This is a genomic window from Thermodesulfobium narugense DSM 14796, from assembly GCF_000212395.1.
Classification (GTDB): Bacteria; Thermodesulfobiota; Thermodesulfobiia; order Thermodesulfobiales; family Thermodesulfobiaceae; genus Thermodesulfobium; species Thermodesulfobium narugense.
The window spans coordinates 976,647-1,001,130 of sequence record NC_015499.1; the positions used below are offsets into that span (position 1 = coordinate 976,647).

Consider the following 24,484-nt stretch of genomic DNA (forward strand, 5'->3'; position numbering starts at 1 on the left):
GATAATATTAACATATTCTACGGAAGATATACCCCCATATTTCTTAGGATTTGTTTAATCTTTGCTCCATCTATATCCTTTAGTGGCAAGTTTGATTTTATCGACTCTGCAGCCAAAAGGCCACCAGCTTCACCAACGCTCATCATAGTAGATTGAACTCTGAATGATGCCATTGCAAGTGGTTGTGCGCTGATAGTTCTTCCGACAATTATCAGGTTATCAACTCCTTGAGGAATCAAGGTCCTTAAGGGTATTTCATAAGGAATAATCGGTAGTTGAAAACCTCCAGGTCCTCCGTAGGGATTATGAATATCAACGCCATAAAAACATAGTGCAATGCCATCATAAAAGTATCTTCCTACCAAAATATCTTTCTCTTGAAGCGTGTATTCCCCAAGAAAGTGTCTTGATTCCCTAACTCCGATTTGAGGCCCTGAAGATAAAATCCTATAATTATATTTTTTCTCAATTTTGGAAAAAATATCCCACATTTGTTCTCTACCAATCATTTCTGCATTAGAAAATTTATCAATATTAAGTGGGTTTGCATAAACTCTAGTTTCATTTACTAAGACTTTACCGCTAGAAAGAACCCATACTCCTTTTTCTCTTTTTGGGCCAGTTGGGTACATTGTAAACATTGTTGTTAGTGGCATGATTTTGTGATCCCATGTTCTTCCAAAAACATATTGAACACCTGCTTTAGCAGCAATATCTCCATCGCCTGTTGCATCAATTACCCTTTTCCCTAAAATAGCTACACAGTCGTACGGTCTTTTAATTACTACTCCAAGTACTTTCTTCGAATCCATAACAGGCATTAGGGCAAAGGAGTCGAAATAAACTGTAATGTTTTTTTCATTATGAACCATATTTTGATAAATTGATTTTGCAATCTCAGTATCAAAAAGTCTACCAGTATTTGGCAGATTTTTTGAACCATAAAGCATTGTTCTTACTTCTTTAAAAATTACTCCAACAGAACCAGGTTCAAAATAACTAACCCCCCCTGCAGTTCCCATTCCACCAAAAAATGGGTACTGTTCTATAAGAGCTACTTTCATACCCATTTTAGCAGCCATAATTGATGCAGCAAATCCGCTAGGTCCTCCGCCAACAACAACAACATCATACCTTTTTAAAACAGGAACTTCTTCTTGACTTACATGAAAAGTATTCTCTGGATTACTAGTTTCAGTGTTTTGTAGTGAAGCTAAAATTTCTTCTATATCTTTCTCAGGAGTATATGGATTATCAGGCAATAAGAATTCATTGTTTTTAACTTCTTTAAATTCATTACCTGATCCCTTCAAAACCAAACTTATAGGCGATACTCCTGGCACAAATGTGTGATTTGAAAGAATATAGTTTGCGTACATGTTTCTAAGATACTCTTCAGCATCAATATATTCGGTAGAGTTTTCTACCGGCCTTTCCAAACTAAAAGATAAGACTTTTTGATCATTAAAAGCAGTGTTAATATTTTTGTAATTAGAATTTATTACTGAAAAGTTTAATACAGCTCTGTCAAAGTTTAAAATTGAAGGATCTATTGTCCCTAAAAGAAGAGAATTATTAGAAGCATCTATTACGATTTTTGAGCGTATTATTTGATGTCCGCCCTTAGAGATAAATAATGTGTATTTATAACCATCTTTACTAAACACGTTCAATGGATAAGAGTGAAATAAAACCGGGATCTTGTTGTCTTTAGCAAATTTATCAAGAGCAAACTTTAATATTTCTGTATCAACATATTTGTCATTTGAAATGTTTTTGTAGTAAGTATTTTGAATATTTTTGATAAAATTTCCAAAACTATTAGTTAACTCAGAAAATGGTAAAGGTGAAAAACCTTGAGTAAATTTCCCGCCAAGAAAGGGAGCACTATCAATTATCATTACGCTTTTACCAGATTCTTTTATCTGTTTTGCCACTGTAAGTGCACTAATTGATCCACCAAAAATTAAGACATCAACTTTGTCAGAACATTTAAGATCTTCAGAAGGAATAATAACCTTATTGTTTTCTAATTTAGCGTAAGTCACTTTGTCTTGAGTATATGATACTATTTTTTTATCTGCAGGAAGGGTTCCATCATCAGTAAAAGCATAAACCTTACCATCATCAGAACCTGCAATGATCATGTTGTTTATTGGAACAACGTTTGATCTAATTGGTCCACCTGCGTACAGTCTCCAGATTAGCTTGCCATCGGTTATATTTAAAGCATAAATCCCACCATCATATGTACCAAATAATAAACTGTCTTTAGTAGCAGTAACAGAAGAAGATGGATAGCTATTGGTTTTAAACTTCCAAAGTAGTTTGCCATAAGGGTTTAGTGCGTATACATACCCATCACAAGAAGGAAGATAAACATTTCCATCAGGAGTAACTGCAGCAGAATTGAGAATTGCATCATCGGTTTTGTAAGTCCATAAAATTCTCCCGTTTTCAAGATCAATACTATAAAAATTGCCAGAAAAATCACCAATATAAACCCTTTTATCAAAAATAGCAGGAGCTGCTCTGATGATGTTAGATAATTTTAATTTCCATAAAATTTTACCGTTCTCTTCCGACAAACAATATAAAACCTTATCTTCGCTACCAACAATCACCCTACCACCTGAAACAGCTGGAGTAGCCATTTCATGTTCTCCCAAAAATTTTGACCAAATTTTTTTTCCAGTAATGGAATTATATGAATATATGTTCCCATCCAAAGATGTTATAAATACCATATTCTTATCTATGACAGGACTAGAACGAATTCCTCTCCATAAAGGATTTGAAAAATATACATATCCATTATTTGGGTCAATAGATGAAAGTCCATATTTCCCAACCATTCCAGCATAAACCCTATCATCTTCTAGGGCTACAGAACCAAAACCGCCTTCACCTGTAGACCATATTAAATTACCATTGTTTAAGTTTAATTTAAGAAGTTCTCCCCCTAAAACGTTTACATAAACAAAACCATCCTTTACAGCTGGGCTGCCTACAATCCAACCCTTAGCATTATAGGCCCATTTTACTTTAGGATGAAGGGGAATTTTTACATCAGAATATCTTATACCAGCTTGGTCGTAACCTGATTGTAACCAACTTCCTGAATAAATAATATTATTCTTTTTATTTAACAATAACCCGATAAAAAAAATTATAACAATTGTAATAATAAATGATAAAAATATTAAAAAATTGTACTTAAAATTCTTCATAAAATTTTGTAACTTCCCCCAAACTCTTCAATTTTATTTTTTAATGTAAGCTCTGTTAATATAAGTATTAAATCTTGAGGTTTTAAATCTTCAATTTTAGAAGAAATTAATTCAAATGGAGTATAACTCGTAGAATTTAAACATGAAAGAACTCGTTCTTCATGAGGTGTTAGAATATCAAGTTGCTCTTGTTTATAATTTTCTTTTACAATTTTGTATCCAAATTCATCTAATATGTCTTCAAAAGACCTCACTAAAATAGCACCGTTCCTTATAAGAGTGTTAGTTCCAAAGCTTTTTGGAGAATTTACAGGGCCGGGAAGAGAAAATACATCTCTCCCAAGATCTAAAGAAAAACTTGCAGTCAAAAGCGCACCGCTTTTTTTCTCTGCTTCAACAACCAGTATACCTTTAGAAAGAGCTGCTATAATCCTATTTCTTTGAGGAAAAGAATAAGTTGTTGGACTTTCCTTAAAAGAATATTCACTAACCAATAGTCCTGTTTCTGATATTTCAATTTGAAGTTCTCTGTTCTCAATCGGATAAAATATATCTAATCCGTTACCAAGTACTGCAATAGTCTTTCCTCCTACTTCTAAACAAGATCTGTGAGCATATTCATCGATACCTCTTGCCAAACCAGAAACAATAGTAAACCCAAAACTTGAAAGTTGTTTAGAAAATTCTATTACTTGAGATTTCCCGTATGCAGTTGCCCTTCTTGAACCTACTATAGATATTATCTTTTCACTTTTTAAAAGATCTACATTGCCCTTGCAATAAAGTAAAACTGGCGGATCGTTTAAATGCTTTAGACTTTCAGGATATTTTTTTGAAATATAAGGAATTAATTCAGTATTGGTTTTTTCTGCAAAATTTATAGTTGATTTAACTTTTTCATCTAACTTAATGTAATTTCTATCACAAAATCCCTTAATCAAAAATTCAAGGAATGTTCTATCTTCTAATCTTTCTTTAATCTTCTTAAATGGTATTTTACAAAGAGAAAGAGCTAACCATAATTCTATATCAGTCATATGGATCCCATTTTATATTTCTTAAAGAAATAGCCTCTGCTATATGCTGTGGTTTTACAATCTCTTCTTCATCCAAGTCAGCTATAGTTCTTGAAAGTTTTAGAATTTTATCATATGCCCTAGCAGAAAAATGGTGATTATCTATAGCATTTGCCAAAAGTTTTTTTGCATTATCATCCAAAATTATATATTTTTTTATCTCTTTCGGGCTAAGTTCAGAATTATTTTTGACAATTCCTTTAGTTCTTTCTAACTGAAATTTTTTTGCCTTTAATACTTCATTTTTCATCTCTTCAGAAGTTTTGCCAGGTTTCATACCCAATAATTCTTCATTTGAAAGCCTGGGAACTTCAAGCATAATATCGAATCTATCTCTAATAGGTCCTGAAAGTTTACTTCTATACTTTTTAATGTCATTAAGAGCACAGGTGCAGGGATTAAATCTATCTTTAAAATAACCACATTTGCATGGGTTTGAACAAGCTGCTAATAAAAATTGTGCAGGAAAAGTTAACGAAGAGGAAGCTCTGCTAATTGTAATTCTGCCGTCTTCCAGAGGTTGTCTTAAAGATTCGATCAAATCTTTTCTAAATTCAAGAATTTCATCCAAAAACAATATTCCTCTATGAGCCAAGCTCATTTCCCCAGGTCTGGGTGGCGATCCTCCGCCAGCAAGACCGGCGAGCGAAATTGAATGATGAGGACTTCTAAATGGTCTTTTTCTTATAAGATTTTTTCTATTCTTCATCTCACCTATCAAACTATAAATTTGTGTTACAACTATACTTTCTTCATCATCAAGATTAGACAGAATTGTTGGAAATCTTTTCATTAACATAGACTTTCCAGAACCTGGAGGCCCCATTAAAAGTATATTGTGTCTTCCTGCAGCAGAAACTACTATTGCCCTTTTTGCCCTTTCTTGTCCTTTTACATCAGCATAGTCGATATCAAAATTAGTCTCTATCTCTTCTTCTAATTCTCTTTTTGCAAGAAAATTTTCAATTGAAATATCTCCTCTAAAGACTTCTATAACTTGATTAAGATTAGAAAAACTATAAGTTTTTACTTCTGGAACTATTGCACCCTCATGTGCGTTTTCTATAGATAGAACCAATGATTCAATGCCTAAATTTTTAGCCCCAAGAGCTAAAGAAATAGCACCTGAAACGCCACGAATCTGTCCATCAAGCCCCAATTCACCAATAAACGCCATATTCTCAGGAACTCTTTTGATTATTCCTGCTGCCTCTAAAATTCCAACTGCAACAGGCAAATCCAAATAAGAACCTTCTTTCCTTAAGTCAGCAGGGGCAAGATTTACTGTAATTTTCTTAACAGGTATTTCACTGTAGACATGCTTGAGTGCAGTCTTAATTCTTTCTCTTGATTCTTGAATAACCGTATCAGGAAGGCCTACAATAGTAAAACCGGGATATCCAGTAGTAAAACTCACTTCAATATCAACCAAATAAGCGTCAAGTCCATTTAAAGTAACACTTTTAATCTTTGATATCATAAAATCCAATCATCTCCAATAATATGGACGTACTCACTATTAGGTTTGAAGTATATCAGATCAACTCTAACTATCTCATGTTCTGGTAAAACACCTTGAGAGAGTAAAAGATTATAGGCTTTTTTAATTCTTAACAACTTATTTTTGGTTATAAATTCTAGAGGATGACCAAATCTTTCTGAACTTTTACCTTTAACCTCAACCAAAACTAATATATTATCCTTTTTTGCTAATATATCAATTTCGCCGACTCCAGTTGAAAGATTTCTCTCACAAATCATATATCCATTGCCTATAAGATAGCTACAAGCAACACTTTCATATATATTTCCTTTATCACGATTACTCAAAACATAACCTCTGTTTATCTAAAAACCTACAAAAAGTTTTTCTATGAATTTTTGAAAGACCTTTTTTCTCAAGCACTTCCAAATGAAATTTTGTGCCGTAACCTTTATGTATATCAAATAAATAATCGGGATAATATTTTGAAATATTAATCATATAATCATCTCTGGCAACTTTTGCAATGATAGATGCAGCAGCAACAGAGGGAACTAATCTATCCGCTTTAGGAAAAACTATATGCTTAAATGGAAAAGTTTTTAATTTTAAAGAACCGTCAAAAAAAATTGCCTCTGGCAAAAAATTCATATTTAAAATAGCTCTCTTACATGCAAGTACAAGAGCACTATAAATATTCAATTTGTCTATTTCCCAGTGGTATGCCCATCCAATAGACCAATAAGAAGCTTTTCTTTTGATAATATCACAAAGTTCTCTTCTCTCTTGATCTTTAAGAAGCTTTGAGTCCTTTAAGCCATCAATCATATAATCTTTATCAAAATAAACAGCCCCAACAACTAATGGACCAGCCAAAGCACCCCGCCCCACCTCATCCATACCTAAAGATGGGAAAAAATCTATTATTGAGGAATCAAACCTATCCTTCCAGGTGGCCAAATAATTAACCAAGCCTTTCCAATAATGTTCTCTTTAGGAACAAAACCCCAAAACCTTGAGTCATCAGAATTTCCTCTATTATCTCCAAGCACAAAATAATAATTTTCAGGAACTTTTGTAGGGGGGTAGTTAAAATTATCTTTATACATAGGATGATTTTCAACTAACTTTTTACCATTTACATAGAAAACACCATCTTTTTCTTCAACTACATCGCCAGGCAAACCAATAACCCTTTTAATAAAATCCTTTGATGGATCTACAGGGTATCTAAAAACTATTACATCAAATCTTTGAATGGGAACAAAATGATAATCTATCTTTGAAACCAAAACCCTATCTCCAGGCATCAAAGTTGGCTCCATTGAACCGCTAGGAATATAAAATATTTGGAAAAGAAAAGTTCTAACAAAAAAAGCCAAAACAAGGGCAATTACAAGAGATTCTAAAGTTTCTCTCCAGAATGGTTTCTTTTTCAATTTACTACCTTAAAACTTTTCTTTTACGTGAGATGCAAGTTTTCCGATCTTATCTCTAAGATAATAAAGTTTTGCTTTTTTAGCCTTACCCTTTCGAATTACTTCAACCTTCTCAACATTAGGTGAATGAAGCATAAAGCTTTTCTCTACACCTACTCCGTATGACACCTTTCTAACAACAAAACTCTCTCGTAAACCGCCGTTTTTCTTTGCAATAACTATACCTTCAAACACTTGAGTTCTTTCCTTTTCACCCTCTTTTACCTTGACATAAACTTTAACCGTATCACCAACATTAAATGTTGGCACAGTCTCCTTAAGAAATTTTGACTCTACCTTTTTAATAAGTTCCTGCGACATTTCTAACCTCCAGAATACAATTCTTTTAAAATTTCTGCCTTTGCTTGTGCAAAAGCAGCTTTTTCATTCTTACTAAAGCTTCTTCCTAAAATTAAATAGGGTTTAGATTTTATAGTCTTTTTAAAAGATTCTTTCATTTGCCAAAACTTAATATTTTCGTGATGACCACTCAATAAAATATCTGGAACTGCTTCACCAAAAATTTCTCTTGGCTTCGTATAATTTGGAGATTCTAAAAGGCAACTTGAAATTGAATCTTCCATTATACATTTTTCATTTCCTATAAATCCAGGTATTAACCTCAATAAACCGTCCAACAATACTACTGTAGCTATCTCACCAGAATTTAAGACATAATCACCCAAAGAAATTTCTTTTATCTCTTTTAACTTAAATATCCTTTCATCTACTCCTTTATAATGACCGCACAAGAAACATATTTTATCAAACTTTTTAGAAATTTCAAAAAGCTTTTTTTGTTTTAAAACTTCACCTCTTGGAGATGGATAGAAAAAAACCACATCGGGGCAAATACTTTCAATGTAATTGATAGCGTCCATAATGGGTTGAACCTGCAAAACTAAACCTGAAGAGCCTCCAAAGGGGTAATCATCTACTTTCTTAAACTTATTTTTTGCAAAATCTCTAAGATTAATAATATCCACACTAAAAAGGCCCTTGTCTAAACCCTTTTTTGCAAGACCAATGCTAAAATAGGTATTAAATATTTCAGGAAATAGCGTTAAAACATAATAAGAATTCATTTACATCCTCAATTTTTCACTAAATGTTCTTTGATTTCTATGAAATAATTAATACCCTTCTTCTTTCCTACTGCCTTTAATATTTGTCTAATTGAATCTATTATTTGTCCGTGTCTTCCAATTACTCTTCCTACGTCTTCTGGTTTAAGATAAACTTCATAAAAAACACTATTTTCTTCTACAGACTCGTTTATTAAAACTTCTGCAGGATGCTCTACTAAATTTTTTATTGTAATCTTTAAAAAATCAGTCAATATTACTCCTTCGTATTAATAAACTTTGCAAACAACTTTTCAACTGTTTCTGAGGGTTTAGCACCTTTCGAAATATAGTTATTGTACTTTTCAACATCAATTTTAAATAACGCTTTTTCTGGCAAAGGATTGTAGAATCCTATTACATCTTGAGTTTTACCCTTTAACGGATCTCTTTTTTCAGCAACTACAATTCGATATGATGGCCTATTTTTTGAACCTACACGCTGAAGACGAATTCTAACCACTAATAATAAACCTCCTACTAAGTTTTATAATTTAAATTCTTCCTATTGGAAAATTTGGTAATTTTATGCCTTTTTTTAGATTTTTTGATTTAAACATCTTTTTGAACATTTCATATTGTTTTAAAAGCTGATTTACTTCTTGGATTGAGGTTCCAGAACCTTTTGCAATTCTTCTTTTTCTGCTTGCATCTATTATTTCAGGCTTCTTTCTTTCTTTAGGAGTCATAGATAACATTACTGCTTCAATCCTTTTCATTTGCTTTTCATCTGGAATCATATTTTTCATTTGTTTTATATTCGAAAAACCAGGTATCATTGACAAAAGCTCTTCCAAAGGGCCCATTTTTCTAATCTGACGCATACTTTCTAAAAATGTATCAAAATTCCACTTCTCTATTTCTTCTGGAGGTTTTTTGCTGGTATCAATTTTGATGTCTGATACTCTTTCAATTAAACCCTCGATATCGCCCATACCTACAATTCTGTTTACCACTCTTACAGGATCAAATTTTTCAAGATTTTGTATTTTCTCTCCTACACCTAAAAAGATTAGTGGTACACCAGTAACTTCTCTTAAAGAAAAAGCTGCTCCACCTCTTGCATCACCATCAAACTTTGTTAAAATCGCTCCTGTCAAGGGGATGGTATTAAAAAAAGCTTTTGCTACTTTTGTTGCTTCTTGCCCCATCATGGAATCAATAACTAGGATGTTATTTTTTGGCTGAAACCTCTCATTTAAAGTCTTGAGTTCATCAAGAAGTTCCTCATCAACATGTGTACGGCCTGCAGTATCAACTATTATGAGATCATAGCCCTTAGATCTTGCAAGATTTAAAGCTCCCTCACAAGCTAAAAAGGGATCTTTATCTGTAAAAAAGGGGATCTTTATCTGCTGAGATAATTTTTCTAATTGTAGCTGTGCAGCAGGTCTTCTTACATCAGCACCTACGAGTAAAGGTTTTTTATTTTCTTTTGTAGCAAAATAATTGGCAATCTTTGCAGAAGTTGTTGTTTTTCCACTTCCCTGAATACCTACCATCATTACCAAAGTAGGCTTTTCCGAAAAATCAATATTACCTGGCTTACCAAGAAGGTTAATCAGTTCTTCTCTAACTATATTAGAAACCAAAGTTCCAGGAGATGTTTCAGTAGTAAATTCCAAAGTGCTCAAGCGATTTTTAATTTCTTCTACAATTTTTTTAGTAGCTGATAATGCAATATCAGATTCAAGGAATAAAAGCCTTATATCTCGACAAATTTCACCAATCTCTTTTTCTGTTAATTTACCATATCCTCTAAACTTTTTGAAAAGGCTCTGGATCTTTTCGCTAAAATCAGAAAGCATCTTACGGGATCAACCCTTCTGCATATTGGACTTTATCAAAAGGTACAAGGTCATCTACACCTTCTCCTACACCAATGAATTTAACTGGAATATTAAACTTTTTTGTAATATTCAAAACATAACCACCCTTTGCAGAACTGTCTAATTTTGTAAGAATTATACCAGTTACCTTTAAAGATTGGCTAAAAACTTCAGCCTGCTTTACAGCATTGTATCCGGTAGAAGCATCCAACACTAAAAGAACCTCAGATGGTTCACCCTCTATTTCTTTGCCTATTACCCGTTCTATCTTTTTAAGCTCTTCCATTAAGTTATCCTTTGTGTGAAGCCTGCCTGCAGTATCAATTATAATAGGATTCCTCTTCCTACTTTTACTAGCTTTCAAACCATCAAAAACTACAGCTGCAGGATCAGAATTTTCTTTTTGAGAAATAACGTCAATATTAAGCCTTTCCCCCCAGATTTTCAGCTGATCAATTGCAGCAGCTCTGAAAGTATCAGCTGCAATAAGTATAGGGGTAGCCTTAAATTCTTCGATAGAATATTTTGCAAGCTTAGCACATGTAGTAGTTTTTCCACTTCCATTAACACCTATTAAAAGCCAAACACAAGGATGTGAATTAGTAAAAAAAAGCTGGGGTTTGCCTTCTGGCAAAAAGTCCTCTATTGCTTCTTTAAGTGCAATTTCAATGGGAGCAGCGTTTAACCACCTTTTTTTAGCATCTTTAACAATTTCTTGAGCAATATCAGCACCAACATCAACAAGCAAAAACTTTTCTAGTATTTCATCCCAATCTATGCTTTCCATTCCTACAACAGAACTAAAAACCCTTCTTGTTTTGGTTAGCGCTTCTTTAACTTTATCGAATAGGAACAACTATCTGCTTTCCTCCTTTATACTTCAAAAAATGATGAATCACTCTTAATCATAAGGAAATATTCTAACACAAAATTTAGCCTTTTTAACTTTATTTTGAATATTTAACAGGTAGACTCACTAATAATAAAAAAAAATAGCAAAATAATCAAGTATTTCTACCTTACTTAGTAAAAAAAGATATTGAGACATTTGTTAAATTCTAAAAAAACAAAGTTAGTAAAGTTAGGGCTCATTTAATTTTTCTTTAACTGCTCCATTTGGGCAAACAATTGCACAAACTCCACAACCTTGACATTTATCTGGATCAATTACTGAAAATTCAATGTCCTTTTCGCTTATAAAAATTGCTCCCGTTGGACAAATAAGAACACAAGCACCACATGCTTCACACAAATCTGGATCTATTGAAAAAACTACTGCTATCCCCTTGGCCAAATTTTCCTCCTTAAACCTTTAAGCTTTAATCTTGAATTTCTATAGCACCCATAGGACAAACAAATTCACAAAATTTACATTTTATACATTTACTACAATCAAAAAAAACTTTAAAATTTATTAAAGTTATAGCATTAACTGGACACATTAAAACACATGAATCACAACCAACACATATATAAGATTTAAAATTAATTTTGACGTGCAAATATATACCTCATTTATATGTTATCATTATATTTCATTATATCAAAAACATATAATTTTGGAGGAGAAAAATTTATCTTCAAAATTTAAGAATATTTGGTTTTAAAAGCTTTTATAAAGAATTTATATTCGAATTTGACAAAAAGTTAAATGTAATAATTGGGCCAAACGGTTCTGGTAAAAGCAATATTGGGGAGAGTATAAAATGGGCACTTGGCGGTAGAATTTCTTCAATCAGAGCAGATTCTTCGATTGAATTATTGTTTTCAGGATATAAGAATTTTAAACCTGTAAATTATTGTGAAGTCGAGATAAACTTTTCTGATGAATTAAAAGAAAACAATACTGAGCTAAACATAAAAAGATACATGTCAAGAGGTGGAATTAATAATTATTACGTAAACAACGTAGAAGTTCAAAAAAAACAAATGACAGACATACTCAGGCCTTTAGGCTTAGGTTCAACTCTTTTTTTAATTATTGATCAAGGTACAGTTGATAAAATCCTAAACTTAAATTCTGATCAACTTTGTCAAATATTCTTAGAATCCTTAGGATATGGAAACTATAAAGCAGAAAAAGCTGAGTTAGAGTCAAAAATTTTAGAAAAAGAAGAGCAAATTGAAACTTTCAACTTAGAGTTGAAAAAAAACAAATCAAGGCTAGAAGTTCTTTATAAAGACTTGAAGATATATGACATTTATGTTGAAATTTCTAATAAAATTGATTTGCTGAAAAAAGAATTAGTTTTTAGAGAATATAACGAATTAAAAAATGAGAAGCTAAATACTGAAAAAGAACAAATAGATATCGAAAAAGAGCATTCAAAACTGCTAAATTATAAAAAAGAAATTGAAAACAAATATTTAAAATTTAAAGAATTAAATGAGAACATCGAGAATGAAATAAACATAAAAAGATCTATTTTAGAAAAAATCAACGAAGAAATCCATAAGAACGAAATTTCTCTAGAAAGATTAGATGGTCAAATTAAACTACTTGAATCCAAACTTGATTCAAATATTAAAATTATTAATACAAAAAAAGATGAAATAAAAACAATAAATTTGAATAATTCAGAAAATATCAAAAAATTAAAAAATTTAAAAGATTTTTTGCCAGATACACTTAAGGAAAAAGACCCTAGTGAAATTTTACAATTACTTAATGTTTTCGAAAAAAATATTTCAGAAATTGAAAGAAATAATTCACTATTAAAAGAGCTTGAATCCAAAAAAATAACCCTCAATCATTTCACTAATGAATTAGAGATTAATAAAGCTTCTTTAGAGAAGATATCAACTAAATTATATGAAAAACAAAAAGAACTTATGATTTTAGAAGAACAATTTAATAATAATATTATGAAACTAAAAAATATAAATAAAACATTAGAAAAGGATCAAATATTAGAAGAAAAAAGATTAAGTGAAAAAAATGAGCTTATCAATTATTTAACAACTAAAGTAAGTGGTATTTTAGGTTTTATAGAAGACTTATATAGTACAGAAGAAAAATACAATATTGCAGTAAGCGTTGCGCTAGGCAGTTTTAAAAAATCTCTAGTTTTGCAAACTAAAAGTGAATTAAATAATCTTAAAAATGCTGTAAAAAGAATAAATAAAAATATAAACGTTTTTGTTTTAGATCTTATACCGAATATTTCCCACCAAGATTTTAAGCAAGAAATCCTAAGAAAATATAACTTAAAACGTTTAATTGACCTTATTAATTTTGATAGTAAATTAACAAAACTTTTTTATAACCTTATTGGAAATACTTTATTATTAAATTCTTTTGAAGAAGCAATAAAATTAAGAAATAACGAATCACTTTGGAAGTTTAGATTAGTAACTTTAGATGGGGAAATTTTTTCAACCAATGGTCAAATACAAATTTTGGACAAAGGTCTAAAAAAGCCAATTAACTTAACCGAATATAACGAATTGAAAGCTTCAACAGAAAATTTAAACTTAAATCTTCAAAAAGTAAAAGAAGATATCCAAAAATTAGTTCTTGAACAAAATTCTCTTAATGCTCAAATAAAAATTATATTACGAGAAAAAGAAAGATTAGAAAAAGAAATTAGCTCTATTGAGCTTACTTTGTCTAACTCAGACAACACCAAAAAATCTTTTTATCAATTGGATAAAAACTTATACGATTTAAGAGAAAATTTACAAATAGTCTTCGAACTTAATAATGTAAATGAAAGAATCATAAATAATAAAAAGAGAGTTCTTAAACTTAATATGGAACTAGAAGAACTAGAAAATAAAAAAATAGAAACAAATAAAGAAATTAATGCTTTAAAAGAAGAACTACAGAAGGAAAGAAGATTTAAAGAAGAGTCATTACACCGTAAAACAATTCTTGAAAAAGAGATTAAACTTTTAAAAGAACAACAAACTAAATATCTAGAAACAAATTTTGTAGTAGAATCTAATAAGTTAGCACAAAGAGAATCTGAACTTTTAAAGAAAATTTTTGAAATTAATAATAAAATGCAATTATTAAAAACAAAAATAGAAGAATTGATAAATAATAACGAATTTCTTAAAAATATTAACGATACCAACATAGAAATGTTCAAAAATAAGAATTATAAAAATTATTCAACTGAGGAACTCCAAAGTACTTTTAACATGCTTTTAAAACAAAGAGATGAATTAGGACCTATAAATTTTAAAGTTAAAGAAAATTACGATCAGTTAAAAGAGGAAATTGCTGAACAGGAAGCAAAAATAAAGAGTATTAAAGAAATTCTTAAAGGATCAAATTTAACTATAAAATCATTAGATAACCATGTAAATAATGAACTTATCAATTCAGTACAAAAAATAAATGAAAAATTGGACTCTTACTTTAGAGAAATCTTTAATGGAAATGCCTCATTAATATCTACCAAAAATCCTATAACAAATGGCATCTCATTGGAAATAAAAATACCTGGCAGAAAATTTTTAAATTTGAACATGCTATCCGGTGGAGAAAGGGCTATGATTTCAATTTTATTGTATGTTTCTCTAATGGAAAATAATCAAACGCCTTTTTGTTATTTTGATGAAGTAGATGCATCATTGGATGAAGCAAATCTTATAAGGTTTGTAAATTTGTTAAATATACTAAAAAAAAGAAAACAACTGATCGTAGTTTCCCATCAACGTACTACAATGGAAGCAGCAGACAATTTGATTGGTATTTCAAAAAATATGGAAGGAGAAATAAGCTGTATTACAACGAAAAGATAGAAAAAATTTTTCAAAAGCAGATCGATTATATTAATAATGTTATTAGTAATTTTTTAGCAAAGTTAGAGAGTATTCCCGATAAAACTAAAGAATTGATAATATATAGTGTCTTAAGCGGTGGCAAAAGAATAAGACCTATTTTTCTAATCAACGTTGTATCAGAATCAAATTACGATACAATGCTCGGTCTTAAAGAAGCTATATTAGCGCTAGAATTGATGCATTGTGCTTCCCTTATACATGATGATTTACCTGCTATAGATAATGATGACTTCAGACGAGGCAAATTAACACTACATAAAAAATACGGAGAAGGTCCTGCTATTTTGGCTGGAGATGCACTACAAATAATGCCCTTTAATATACTATCAAATATAGAAGATACTAATTTGGCAGTTAAATTAATTAAAATTTTATCAGACAAAGCAGGAGTTAAAGGTATGATTGGAGGACAAATTTTAGACATATCAAATATAGAAAACTTTGAACAAATTTATAATATAATGGCCTTAAAAACTGGAGCTTTATTCGAAGCAAGTCTTATGATGGGCGGTGTTGTTGGGCGATTAGAAGATAAACAAATAAAAAATCTTGAAGAAATAGGAAAAAGTATTGGGTTACTTTTCCAAATACTAGATGATGAGAAAGATAAGAACAGTGGTGAAAAAGCAAATATATTTAGATATGCCAATCAAGAAACTATAGATAGATTAAAAACTCAGCTTATTGATTCTATAATATTAAGTATGCTAGAAAATTTCGACACTGAGTTTTTTGAAAGGTATAAGTGGCTTTTAATTAACAAATTAGGTTTTAATGGAGAATTATTTGAATGAATTTCTGGCAAATAAATTAATATGGATACCCTTTACAGCAAGTATTATCGCTCAGATTTTAAAGATGTTTTACTATTGGAGGAAAAATCATAAAATCAATTTGAGGCACCTCACTGAAGCAGGAGGTATGCCATCTTCTCACAGTGCACTTGTTAGTTCTTTGGCTACTGTAATAGGAATCAAAGAAGGCTTAGATAGTTCATTATTTGCAGTTACAATAATTTTTGCCTTTATCGTAATGTACGATGCTGCTGGCGTAAGACAAGCAGCTGGTAAACAAGCGAAAGTCTTAAATAAAATAATAAATGAACTTAGTCACAAATATTACTTTAGAGAAGAACACCTTAGAGAACTTATTGGACACACCCCTGTTGAAGTAATTGCCGGTTGTTTTTTAGGGATACTTGTTAGTTTGATACTTATGAAATACTAGTTACTTGTCAGCGTTGAAAGGAGATTACTTTATTATGGAAATTTTGAATAATCTAAAAGATCCAAAAGATGTTTCAAAATTAAGCATAGACGAAAAGTTAAAATTAGCAAAAGAAATAAGAAAAACGATCATCAAAACTGTTAGTAAGAATGGTGGACACTTATCTTCAAATTTAGGAGTTGTTGAATTAACAATAGCACTTCTGTCCAAATTGGATTTATCAAAAGACTTTGTTATATTTGACGTTGGGCACCAGATATATCCCTACAAACTATTGACAAACAGATTTGATAAATTTGCAACATTGAGACAATACAATGGTATAAGCGGTTTTCCTAAAAGAGAAGAAAGCCCTTATGACTTTTTTGGAACTGGACATGCTGGTACTTCAATATCTGCTGCGCTTGGCGCTTGTATTGGAAAAGAACTGTTAAACAAAGAGGGTAAAGTGGTAGCTATAATTGGCGACGGCGCTATGACTTGTGGAATGGCTCTTGAAGCCTTTAATTATCTTGGACATACAAAATCCGACCTGACAGTGATACTAAATCACAACGAAATGTCTATCTCACCAAATGTAGGAGCACTAGCAAGAACGCTATTAGAACTTAGAACCCATCCATTTTATAAAAATTTCAAATCAACAATAGAAACTCTTAGCAATAGATTACCAAATGGAAAAACATTTTTAGACTTCGCACTAAGATTTAGAGATGCTTTTAAAGAAGTTCTTATTGGAAAGTGTTTCTTTGAGGAACTGGGTATAAATTATTATGGTCCGATAGATGGTCATAATCTAAAACTTCTAGAATATACAATAGAAAGAACTCTTAATCATCCAGGTCCGAAAGTACTGCATGTAGTAACTAAAAAGGGTTACGGATACAAGATGTCTGAAGAGAACCCTACTTTTTATCATAGTGCACCTAAATTTGAAATCTCAACTGGAAAACCCATTCATAAGGATATATCTTTTACAAAAATATTTTCCGAAGAAATTGTAGAAATTGCCAGAAATGATAAAAACGTTGTTGCTATAACAGCTGCAATGCCAGATGGTACTGGTCTTACAAAATTCGCAAAAGAATTTCCTGATAGATTTTTTGATGTTGGAATTGCAGAACAACATGCAGTAACTTTTGCTGCAGGTTTGTCAACTCAAGGATTAAAACCTGTTGTTGCAATTTATTCTACTTTTTTACAAAGGGCCTACGATCAAGTAATTCATGACGTAGCTTTACAAAATTTACCAGTAATATTTGTATTAGATAGATCTGGGTTGTGTGGACCTGATGGACCAACTCATCATGGTGCATTTGATGTTTCTTTCTTGATGCCAATACCAAACTTACATATTTTTGTTCCTTCCGATGAAATTGACCTAAAAAATATGTTAAGGCACTCTATAAATCTTAATAAACCAGTAATAATTAGATATCCAAAAGGTAAAATCTTATCAAAAAGAAGCAACGCATCGACAGATTTTGATGAACCAGAACTACTCAATAAAGGAAGCAAAATTGCTATATTATCAATAGGACCTATCTCTTGGAGATGTCTTGATATGTTAGAAAAGAACAATCTTACAAAAGAAGTAAGCATATTTGCATTCAAAAAAATAAAACCATGGAGTGAAAAAACTGAAAAAATTTTTAGAGAAATTTTAGAAACGCATCAAAAGATTATTACTGTTGAAGAAAATTCTACTATAGGCGGATTTGGTTCATATTGTCTGTTTATAGCATCAAAATTTGGACTAGCAGATAAATTCTTAGATATTTTAGGTTTCCCCGATTATTTTATGCCACATGGAGATAATGAATCAATATTAAAACAAATTGGCCTTGATGAAGAAAGTATCTTAAAATCTATAAATAATTTTCTAAATTTACAAATAACAAGTAAGAAATTAGAAAATATAGCAAAAAAATCTTAACCTAAGGTGGTAAAATTGGCAAATTATAATTTTTTAATTAAAATTAACCCCAAAAAACAATATAACTTAGATTTCTTATATCAATTAAGTAAAAAATATAGTTTCTTTTCTATTGATAAAGAAACAAATTTAATTACAAACTTTCCGATTAAAAAAGAGGCTGATGCAATAATCACTTTTGGTGGTGATGGAACACTTTTAAGGTTAATTCATGAAATTAACCTTGAAAAACAAATACCAATATACGTTCTAGATCTTGGGAGGCTTGGTTTCTTATCTACTGGTTCTGTTAACGAGTTAGAAGAGTTTCTCAAAAATTTTCCCTCTGTATACTCAGAAAGGATAAATCTTTTAGAGATAATGACTTTAGATAAAATCAGATACGCACTTAATGAAATAATTTTTTCAAGATCTGATCCCTTAATGGTTCCATGGCTAATTAAAATTGACGGCATAACCTTTAAGATTTTTTCAGATGGGATTATAGTTTCAACCTCGATTGGGTCTACTGCTTATTCTTATTCAGCAGGAGGCCCAATAGTAGAACATTTTTTTGATTGCATGATCATCACGCCAATTTCCCCTAGAGATCCTCGCTGCAGGTCTATGGTTATTGAAAAAAAACCTGTAGAAATAGAATTTGACCCAAGATATGATACTCTTTACTATAGTGTAGATGGACAATGTATAACGCCCTTAAAGGGCATAGAAAAATCTATAATAACGCCCTCTTCAAAATATATCACCCTTTTATTTAATAAAAAACCATCCTTTTTCAAAAAACTTAAAGAAAAGCTTACATGGGGTGCATGATCTTAAACATAAATAAGTTTGAGGTATGGTCTTATGCAAAATGAAATATTGAATCCAAATTTTACTTCTGGAATAATTAAGAAATTAATAATTGATAATGCCATAATAATTGATAATATCAAAATTGAGCTTAGTTCGAAAATAAATGCATTAACCGGGGAAACAGGTGCGGGAAAATCTTTGATAACTGGAGCTATAGCCTCATTTTTGGGAGAAAAAATCGTATTTACTCCCAAAAAAACTGAGAGTCCTTCAACTATAACCTTAGAAATTACCGGATTTTATAAAAATGAATCGGATGAGATAAAACAAGATGATATTAAAATAACAAAAATTACAAACCAAAACGGTAAAAGTACTTTTTACGTAAACGATAAAATATCAAATTTAAAAACAATTAAATCTATTCTTGAATTTGTTGAAGTAACTGGTCAACATTCAAATCAATCAGTTCTTAAAAAGTCTTACCAAAACGAAATATTTGATTCTTTTTCAAATACTACTTCATTAAGAAAGTTATACCAGAAAGCTTTTGAAAATTATAAAGCTTTATCAGAAAAACTTTATAAAATAAATTCGAATTTAGATGAACTAAAGAACAGAAAGGAGATTTTACAAGACCTCTTAAAAATAATAGAAAAAGAGAACTTTTATCCTGGGGAAATTAGCGAGTTAATACAAGAAAAAGATAGCCTTAAACAGTATGAATTAATAAATGAAGGACTTCAAAAAATCTTGGAAATTGTTTCGTATCCATCAAGTTTCTCTGACTATATGTCTTCAATATCAATTGAAATAAAAAAATTATCAAAATATGAAGAAATTGATGATTTGTTAAATTCTTTTATAAATTTTAAATCCTCTTATGAAAATTTTTGCGAACAAGTAGAGGCAAAAATTCAAAAAATGCCAGATTTTACAAACAGACTTATGTATATACAAGATAGACTATCTTCAGCAGAAAAAATTAGAAGAATCTTAAAGCTTCAAGAAATATCGCAAATAGAAGCAGCAAAAAATAATATTGAATCAGAAATAAATAAAATTCTAGACTTAGAAAGAGAAAAGGAACTACTAGAAATCGAATTAGAAAATTCTAAAAAAGAAATATTAAAATTATCAGGTGAGATTAGCAAAAAAAGAGCTGAAAACATAGAAACCTTTTCATACATGGTTGAAAATCAATTAAAAGACTTAGACATTCCTAATGCAAGATTTATGGCAATTTTTAGCGAACCCTTTAGCGAAATTAAGATAGATAACAAGTCCTTTTCAAAATATGGTGCAGAAGAAGTTGAATTCTACTTTAGTGCAAATCCTGAAATGCCTCTAGAAACGCTCAACAAAGTAGCTTCAGGAGGCGAGCTTTCAAGGATCGTAATTGCTCTTGAATTATTGAAAAACGAGAAGGATAAGAATTGTAAAACTTTTATATTTGACGAAATAGATGCTGGTATAGGTGGTTTTGCTGCAGTTAAATTGAGAGAAAAATTAATAGAATTGTCAAAATATAATCAAATATTGATAATTACACACCAAGCAAATATTGCAGCATGCGCAGATTTACATTTTAAAATTATAAAAGACCAAAAAAATAATATTACCCGAGTATTTGTAAAAAAATTGCATAGAGATGAGAGACTTGAAGAACTCTCAAGAATGCTATCAGGTAATGTTAGCGAATATGGACTAAAACACGCAAAGGAGCTTCTAAAATGAGTGAACAATTGAATTATCCTTTTATTTTCAATTCTCAATCACTTATACAGGATGAAAGGCTTTTGCATTTAGGAATAAAACATGGATTTTCAACAAGATTAAACGGAGTAAGCCAAAAGCCATATGATAGTTTGAACTTATCTTTTCAAACAGGCGATTTGCCTGAAAATGTTATTGAAAATCGCAAAATATTAAGCTCACAAACACATGTTGAAACTAGTTGGTGTGAGGCAGAACAAATTCACTCGTTCTACGTTGCACAAGTTTCTAGTGCAGAAACTATAAAAAGAGCAGATGGGTTAATCACTTCTAAAAACAATTTACCCCTTTTTGTAAAAACAGCTGACTGTTATCCTGTTCTTATTACAGAAAAGAGAAGAAGCTTTATTGCAGTGCTCCACATTGGTTGGAGAGGATTATATAAAGGCATAATAGAATCTTTTTTTGATATAATAAAATTTGGAAGAATCAAACCTCAAAATCTCATTGTCTCAATTGGACCTGGGATATCATGGAAACATCTCGAAGTTGATAAAGATATTGCAGAATCATTTGAAGCTCATGAAGACCTCTCTTTTCACGTAAAAAAACATGAAGAAAAGTATTTTATTGACATAGCAGGTGGAATTGAACATATATTTAGAAAATATGACGTTTTTGATATTTGTTCATTAAAACTTTGTACATACGAAAGAGAAGACCTTTTCTTTTCATATCGCAGAAGTAAAGTTACCGGAAGACAAGGGGCAATAATATCATTTTAAAACAATGTTCAATCTTCATAAACTCTAAGTGTCAAGGCTATCTCTTTTACACTATCAACTAATTTTAGATCTTCTATAGACTTATAAAAATTTTGTTCGTTACACTGATGCAAAATGAATACTAATTCGGCAAAACCTTTATCGCTTGTTTTTTGAACCATACTCTTTATACTTACATTATGATCTGCTAGAACTTTAGCAATCTTCGCAAGAACTCCAGGATTATCTTTAACAATGGTTCTCAAATAAAATCTAGAAAATAGTTCATTTGGTTTCAATATTATAGCTTTTGACTTTATATTACCAGAAAGCCTATGTGTATGAGAATTTCTTATATGCCAGCTAATATCCATGATATCACTTGCAACAGCTGAAGCTGTAGGATTTCCACCTGCCCCTTGGCCATAAAACATTACCGATCCTACGAAATCACCCTTTACTAATATAGAATTCATATTATTACTAACAGAAGCTAAGGGATGTGAAAAAGGAAGTAACATTGGATATACTCTTATATCATATTTATTATCTTTAACACATGACCTTGCAATAAGCTTAATTTTATATCCCAGATCTCTTGCATATAAAACGTCTTTAAGACTAATATTGCTTATACCCTCTGAAGAAAGCTCATTTATATCTATAAGTATACCAAAAGATACAGACGACAAGATGGCAATTTTATAAAGCGCATCCATTCCAGAAAGATCAGATTCCGGGTTAGCTTCAGCATAACCCTTTTCTTGAGCCTGTTTTAAAGCACTTTCAAACTCAAAACCTTCATCTAATTTTGTTAATATATAATTAGTAGTACCATTTAAGATACCCATAATTTCTTTTATTCTGTTTGCAGCCAAACATACCTTTAGTGGCCTAACAATTGGAATTCCACCACCAACAGCAGCTTCAAAATATATAGGGACTCTTTTTTTATCTGCAAGAGCAAATATTTCGTTTGGATACTTTGCTAGTACTTCTTTATTTGCCGTAACAACTGGAATATTATTTTCCAACGATTTGATGATATATTCGAGTGCAGGATGTACAGATCCGATTAATTCAACTATTATATCTGGCTTTAAAGAAAGTATTTCTTCAAAAGAAGATGCTAAATATACTTCTTTTTTCAAATGTTTAGATTTATCCCTGACAAGAGCACCTACTATTTCAAAATTTTCCCCAATTTTTTGATAAATTATATCCTTATTATTTCTAATAATATTTAAAACACTCGTTCCTACATTTCCCAATCCTAAAATAGCTATTCTAATCACTCAAAAAGCCTCCTTAAATTTTATATATCCTCTAACTTTGGCCTCATAGCTATTGGATACCTTCTGCCATAGCCAAAAGCTTTTCCCGTAACCTTTAAAGTAGGAGGAGCCTGTCTTCTTTTATACTCATTCTTAATAACCATTGAAACTACTTCTGTCACAGTATTTCGATCGAAACCATAAGAAATAATTTCATTTATTGATTTTGCTTCTTCAATAAATAATTTTAAAATTTTATCCAAAATTTCATAAGGTGGCAATTTTTCTTGATCATATTGCCCCGGTCTTAATTCAGCAGAAGGTTTTTTTATAAAAACTCTTTCAGGAATAACTTTTTTCTTAGAATTTATCCATCTTGCTATTTTATAAACATCTTCTTTGTATACATCTGAAATAACAGCTAAACCGCCTGCCAAGTCGCCATATAACGTTGTATAACCAACTGCCATTTCAGATTTATTCCCAGTACTTAACAAAAGCTTTCCAAATTTGTTTGAGACAGCCATTAATAAATTTCCTCTTATTCGTGCCTGAAGATTCTCTTCTGTAACATCTTTTTTATATCCTTTAAAAATATCTGCTAAAGATTCATCATAAGATTTCATTAACGGTTCAATCGGAATTATAACGGACCTAATGTTTAGATTTTTAGAAAGTTCTAAGGCATCTTCTAAACTCTCCTTTGAATTGTAGGGGGAATTCATAATAAGACCCATTACATTATCACTGCCAAAAGCATCACATGCTATACAAGCAGTTAATGAAGAGTCTATCCCACCACTAAGTCCTAATACTGCTCCATTAAAATTCGTTTTTTTCCCGTACTCCTTTAAACCAAATACTAAAGCCTTATACATTAGTTCGGTAACATCAAAATTTTCATTTAAAGAATGACTTTCAAAACTTATTATGTCGGTATCTAAATATGAAATATCTTCTTCAAAAAAAGATGCTAAATATCTTAGTTCACCCATACTCGTCATAAAAAAACTTGCACCATCAAAAATTAATTCATCATTTGCTCCAACACAATTCACGTAAAGCAGATCAAATTTGAATTCTTTAGTAATATTTGAAAAAATTTCTTTTCTTTGATTAAACTTCATATAGTGATATGGTGATGCTGATATATTAATTGCTAAATCAATTTTTTGCTTATCTTTATTTTTACACAGTGCGTCCTTAATAGGATTTTTGCCATATAAATATCCTTCCTTTCCTAACCCCCATAAATCCTCACAAATTGTTATAAGAATATTTTTGTTTGCTATATTTATAAAAAATGGACTATCTCCAGGTTCAAAATATCTTGTTTCATCAAATACGTCATAATATGGTAAAAGAATCTTCCTTGCACAGCCAATAATTTTTCTATTTTTAGCCAAAATTCCTACATTATAAATTTTTCTACCTACTTTATCGTTTTCCTGAATAGAACCAAAAAGGATTGGGATATCTTTAGTTAAATCAACAATCAGTTCGTTATATTTAAAAGCTCTTTTGCAAAAATTATCTCTCTCTAACAAATCCTTAGGTGGATAACCAGTCACTACCATCTCAGGTAATACTACAAGATCAGCATTAACTTCTAATCCTTTTTTGTAAGCATCCTGTATTAATTTAAAATTGTATTCAAAATTCCCAATAATGGGATTAACTTGACCAATAACTATCTTCAATATTTTCCTCCATTTTCACTGTACAAATTAATTCAAGCAAATTCTTTTCATAATTTTT

Annotated in this window: 23 protein-coding genes; 7 read left to right on the plus strand and 16 right to left on the minus strand. The window is 30.7% G+C overall.

The window, feature by feature from the left end:
* Positions 1-17: 17 nt before the first annotated feature.
* The 14 genes from THENA_RS04985 to THENA_RS10255 all read right to left on the minus strand — a co-directional run bounded on the left by THENA_RS04985 (position 18) and on the right by THENA_RS10255 (position 11,722).
* Positions 18-3,230 carry an FAD-dependent oxidoreductase gene (locus THENA_RS04985; protein WP_013756330.1) on the minus strand — a complete coding sequence of 1,071 codons (3,213 nt, stop codon included), beginning with the start codon at positions 3,228-3,230 and terminating at the stop codon, positions 18-20.
* Positions 3,227-4,267 carry a DNA-processing protein DprA gene (dprA, locus tag THENA_RS04990; protein WP_013756331.1) on the minus strand — a complete coding sequence of 347 codons (1,041 nt, stop codon included), beginning with the start codon at positions 4,265-4,267 and terminating at the stop codon, positions 3,227-3,229. The genes THENA_RS04985 and dprA overlap by 4 nt, the downstream gene beginning before the upstream one ends.
* Positions 4,260-5,786 (minus strand): YifB family Mg chelatase-like AAA ATPase, encoded by a 1,527-nt coding sequence (locus THENA_RS04995; RefSeq protein ID WP_013756332.1) that lies wholly within the window; start codon positions 5,784-5,786, stop codon positions 4,260-4,262. The genes dprA and THENA_RS04995 overlap by 8 nt, the downstream gene beginning before the upstream one ends.
* A complete protein-coding gene (locus THENA_RS05000) occupies positions 5,783-6,136 on the minus strand; it encodes a YraN family protein (protein WP_013756333.1) in 354 nt (117 codons plus the stop codon). Before THENA_RS05000 ends, THENA_RS04995 begins: the two co-directional genes overlap by 4 nt.
* A complete protein-coding gene (locus THENA_RS05005; RefSeq protein WP_083816143.1) occupies positions 6,129-6,749 on the minus strand; it encodes a ribonuclease HII in 621 nt (206 codons plus the stop codon). The genes THENA_RS05000 and THENA_RS05005 overlap by 8 nt, the downstream gene beginning before the upstream one ends.
* Positions 6,713-7,228: a signal peptidase I gene (lepB, locus tag THENA_RS05010; protein ID WP_013756335.1), complete on the minus strand. Its 516-nt coding sequence runs from the start codon at positions 7,226-7,228 to the stop codon at positions 6,713-6,715. Before lepB ends, THENA_RS05005 begins: the two co-directional genes overlap by 37 nt.
* Before the next feature lie 9 nt (positions 7,229-7,237).
* Entirely contained in the window at positions 7,238-7,588 is a 351-nt protein-coding gene (gene rplS, locus THENA_RS05015; protein WP_013756336.1) for a 50S ribosomal protein L19, read from the minus strand.
* Positions 7,589-7,590: 2 nt separating this feature from the next.
* Complete coding sequence (gene trmD / locus THENA_RS05020) at positions 7,591-8,352, minus strand: tRNA (guanosine(37)-N1)-methyltransferase TrmD (protein WP_013756337.1); 762 nt, start codon at positions 8,350-8,352, stop codon at positions 7,591-7,593.
* An 8-nt stretch (positions 8,353-8,360) separates the two neighbouring features.
* The gene (locus tag THENA_RS05025) at positions 8,361-8,606 is read right to left on the minus strand and encodes a KH domain-containing protein (protein ID WP_013756338.1); all 246 of its coding nucleotides are present in this window, start codon (positions 8,604-8,606) and stop codon (positions 8,361-8,363) included.
* Between the two features lie 2 nt (positions 8,607-8,608).
* On the minus strand, positions 8,609-8,854 hold the full coding sequence (gene rpsP / locus THENA_RS05030) for a 30S ribosomal protein S16 (protein WP_013756339.1): 246 nt from the start codon (positions 8,852-8,854) through the stop codon (positions 8,609-8,611).
* 31 nt (positions 8,855-8,885) lie between these two features.
* On the minus strand, positions 8,886-10,199 hold the full coding sequence (locus THENA_RS05035; protein WP_013756340.1) for a signal recognition particle protein: 1,314 nt from the start codon (positions 10,197-10,199) through the stop codon (positions 8,886-8,888).
* Position 10,200: 1 nt separating this feature from the next.
* On the minus strand, positions 10,201-11,076 hold the full coding sequence (gene ftsY, locus THENA_RS05040) for a signal recognition particle-docking protein FtsY (RefSeq protein ID WP_013756341.1): 876 nt from the start codon (positions 11,074-11,076) through the stop codon (positions 10,201-10,203).
* 225 nt (positions 11,077-11,301) lie between these two features.
* Complete coding sequence (locus tag THENA_RS05045) at positions 11,302-11,514, minus strand: 4Fe-4S binding protein (protein WP_013756342.1); 213 nt, start codon at positions 11,512-11,514, stop codon at positions 11,302-11,304.
* Positions 11,515-11,539: 25 nt separating this feature from the next.
* Positions 11,540-11,722, minus strand: a complete 183-nt coding sequence (locus THENA_RS10255) for a 4Fe-4S binding protein (RefSeq protein WP_013756343.1) — start codon at positions 11,720-11,722, stop codon at positions 11,540-11,542.
* Between the two features lie 70 nt (positions 11,723-11,792).
* Here THENA_RS10255 and THENA_RS05055 point away from each other — a divergent pair, with 70 nt between their 5' ends.
* The 7 genes from THENA_RS05055 (at position 11,793) to pgeF (ending at position 21,473) form a co-directional block, all read left to right on the plus strand.
* Entirely contained in the window at positions 11,793-14,972 is a 3,180-nt protein-coding gene (locus tag THENA_RS05055) for an AAA family ATPase (protein WP_013756344.1), read from the plus strand.
* A 92-nt stretch (positions 14,973-15,064) separates the two neighbouring features.
* Positions 15,065-15,808: a polyprenyl synthetase family protein gene (locus tag THENA_RS05060; protein WP_052296061.1), complete on the plus strand. Its 744-nt coding sequence runs from the start codon at positions 15,065-15,067 to the stop codon at positions 15,806-15,808.
* A complete protein-coding gene (locus tag THENA_RS05065) occupies positions 15,789-16,241 on the plus strand; it encodes a divergent PAP2 family protein (protein ID WP_041437943.1) in 453 nt (150 codons plus the stop codon). Before THENA_RS05060 ends, THENA_RS05065 begins: the two co-directional genes overlap by 20 nt.
* Before the next feature lie 34 nt (positions 16,242-16,275).
* Positions 16,276-18,177 (plus strand): 1-deoxy-D-xylulose-5-phosphate synthase, encoded by a 1,902-nt coding sequence (gene dxs / locus THENA_RS05070; RefSeq protein ID WP_013756347.1) that lies wholly within the window; start codon positions 16,276-16,278, stop codon positions 18,175-18,177.
* 15 nt (positions 18,178-18,192) lie between these two features.
* On the plus strand, positions 18,193-18,990 hold the full coding sequence (locus THENA_RS05075; protein ID WP_013756348.1) for an NAD(+)/NADH kinase: 798 nt from the start codon (positions 18,193-18,195) through the stop codon (positions 18,988-18,990).
* Positions 18,991-19,023: 33 nt separating this feature from the next.
* Positions 19,024-20,709: an AAA family ATPase gene (locus tag THENA_RS05080; RefSeq protein WP_013756349.1), complete on the plus strand. Its 1,686-nt coding sequence runs from the start codon at positions 19,024-19,026 to the stop codon at positions 20,707-20,709.
* Positions 20,706-21,473, plus strand: a complete 768-nt coding sequence (gene pgeF / locus THENA_RS05085; RefSeq protein WP_013756350.1) for a peptidoglycan editing factor PgeF — start codon at positions 20,706-20,708, stop codon at positions 21,471-21,473. Before THENA_RS05080 ends, pgeF begins: the two co-directional genes overlap by 4 nt.
* An 8-nt stretch (positions 21,474-21,481) precedes the next feature.
* On the opposite strand, the gene THENA_RS05090 is transcribed toward pgeF, so the two are convergent.
* Positions 21,482-22,747, minus strand: a complete 1,266-nt coding sequence (locus THENA_RS05090; RefSeq protein WP_013756351.1) for a homoserine dehydrogenase — start codon at positions 22,745-22,747, stop codon at positions 21,482-21,484.
* 20 nt (positions 22,748-22,767) lie between these two features.
* Positions 22,768-24,426, minus strand: coding sequence for an NAD+ synthase (locus THENA_RS05095; RefSeq protein WP_013756352.1), 1,659 nt, complete (start codon positions 24,424-24,426; stop codon positions 22,768-22,770).
* Positions 24,427-24,484 lie beyond the last annotated feature (58 nt).

Excerpts from the sequence above, each read along its gene's own strand:
- THENA_RS04985 (WP_013756330.1), bottom strand. The coding sequence starts at position 3,230 with ATGAAGAATTTTAAGTACAATTTTTTAATATTTTTATCATTTATTATT.
- dprA (WP_013756331.1), bottom strand. The coding sequence starts at position 4,267 with ATGACTGATATAGAATTATGGTTAGCTCTTTCTCTTTGTAAAATACCA.
- THENA_RS04995 (WP_013756332.1), bottom strand. The coding sequence starts at position 5,786 with ATGATATCAAAGATTAAAAGTGTTACTTTAAATGGACTTGACGCTTAT.
- rplS (WP_013756336.1), bottom strand. The coding sequence starts at position 7,588 with ATGTCGCAGGAACTTATTAAAAAGGTAGAGTCAAAATTTCTTAAGGAG.
- trmD (WP_013756337.1), bottom strand. The coding sequence starts at position 8,352 with ATGAATTCTTATTATGTTTTAACGCTATTTCCTGAAATATTTAATACC.
- THENA_RS05035 (WP_013756340.1), bottom strand. The coding sequence starts at position 10,199 with ATGCTTTCTGATTTTAGCGAAAAGATCCAGAGCCTTTTCAAAAAGTTT.
- THENA_RS05065 (WP_041437943.1), top strand. The coding sequence starts at position 15,789 with ATGGAGAATTATTTGAATGAATTTCTGGCAAATAAATTAATATGGATA.
- dxs (WP_013756347.1), top strand. The coding sequence starts at position 16,276 with ATGGAAATTTTGAATAATCTAAAAGATCCAAAAGATGTTTCAAAATTA.
- THENA_RS05080 (WP_013756349.1), top strand. The coding sequence starts at position 19,024 with ATGCAAAATGAAATATTGAATCCAAATTTTACTTCTGGAATAATTAAG.
- pgeF (WP_013756350.1), top strand. The coding sequence starts at position 20,706 with ATGAGTGAACAATTGAATTATCCTTTTATTTTCAATTCTCAATCACTT.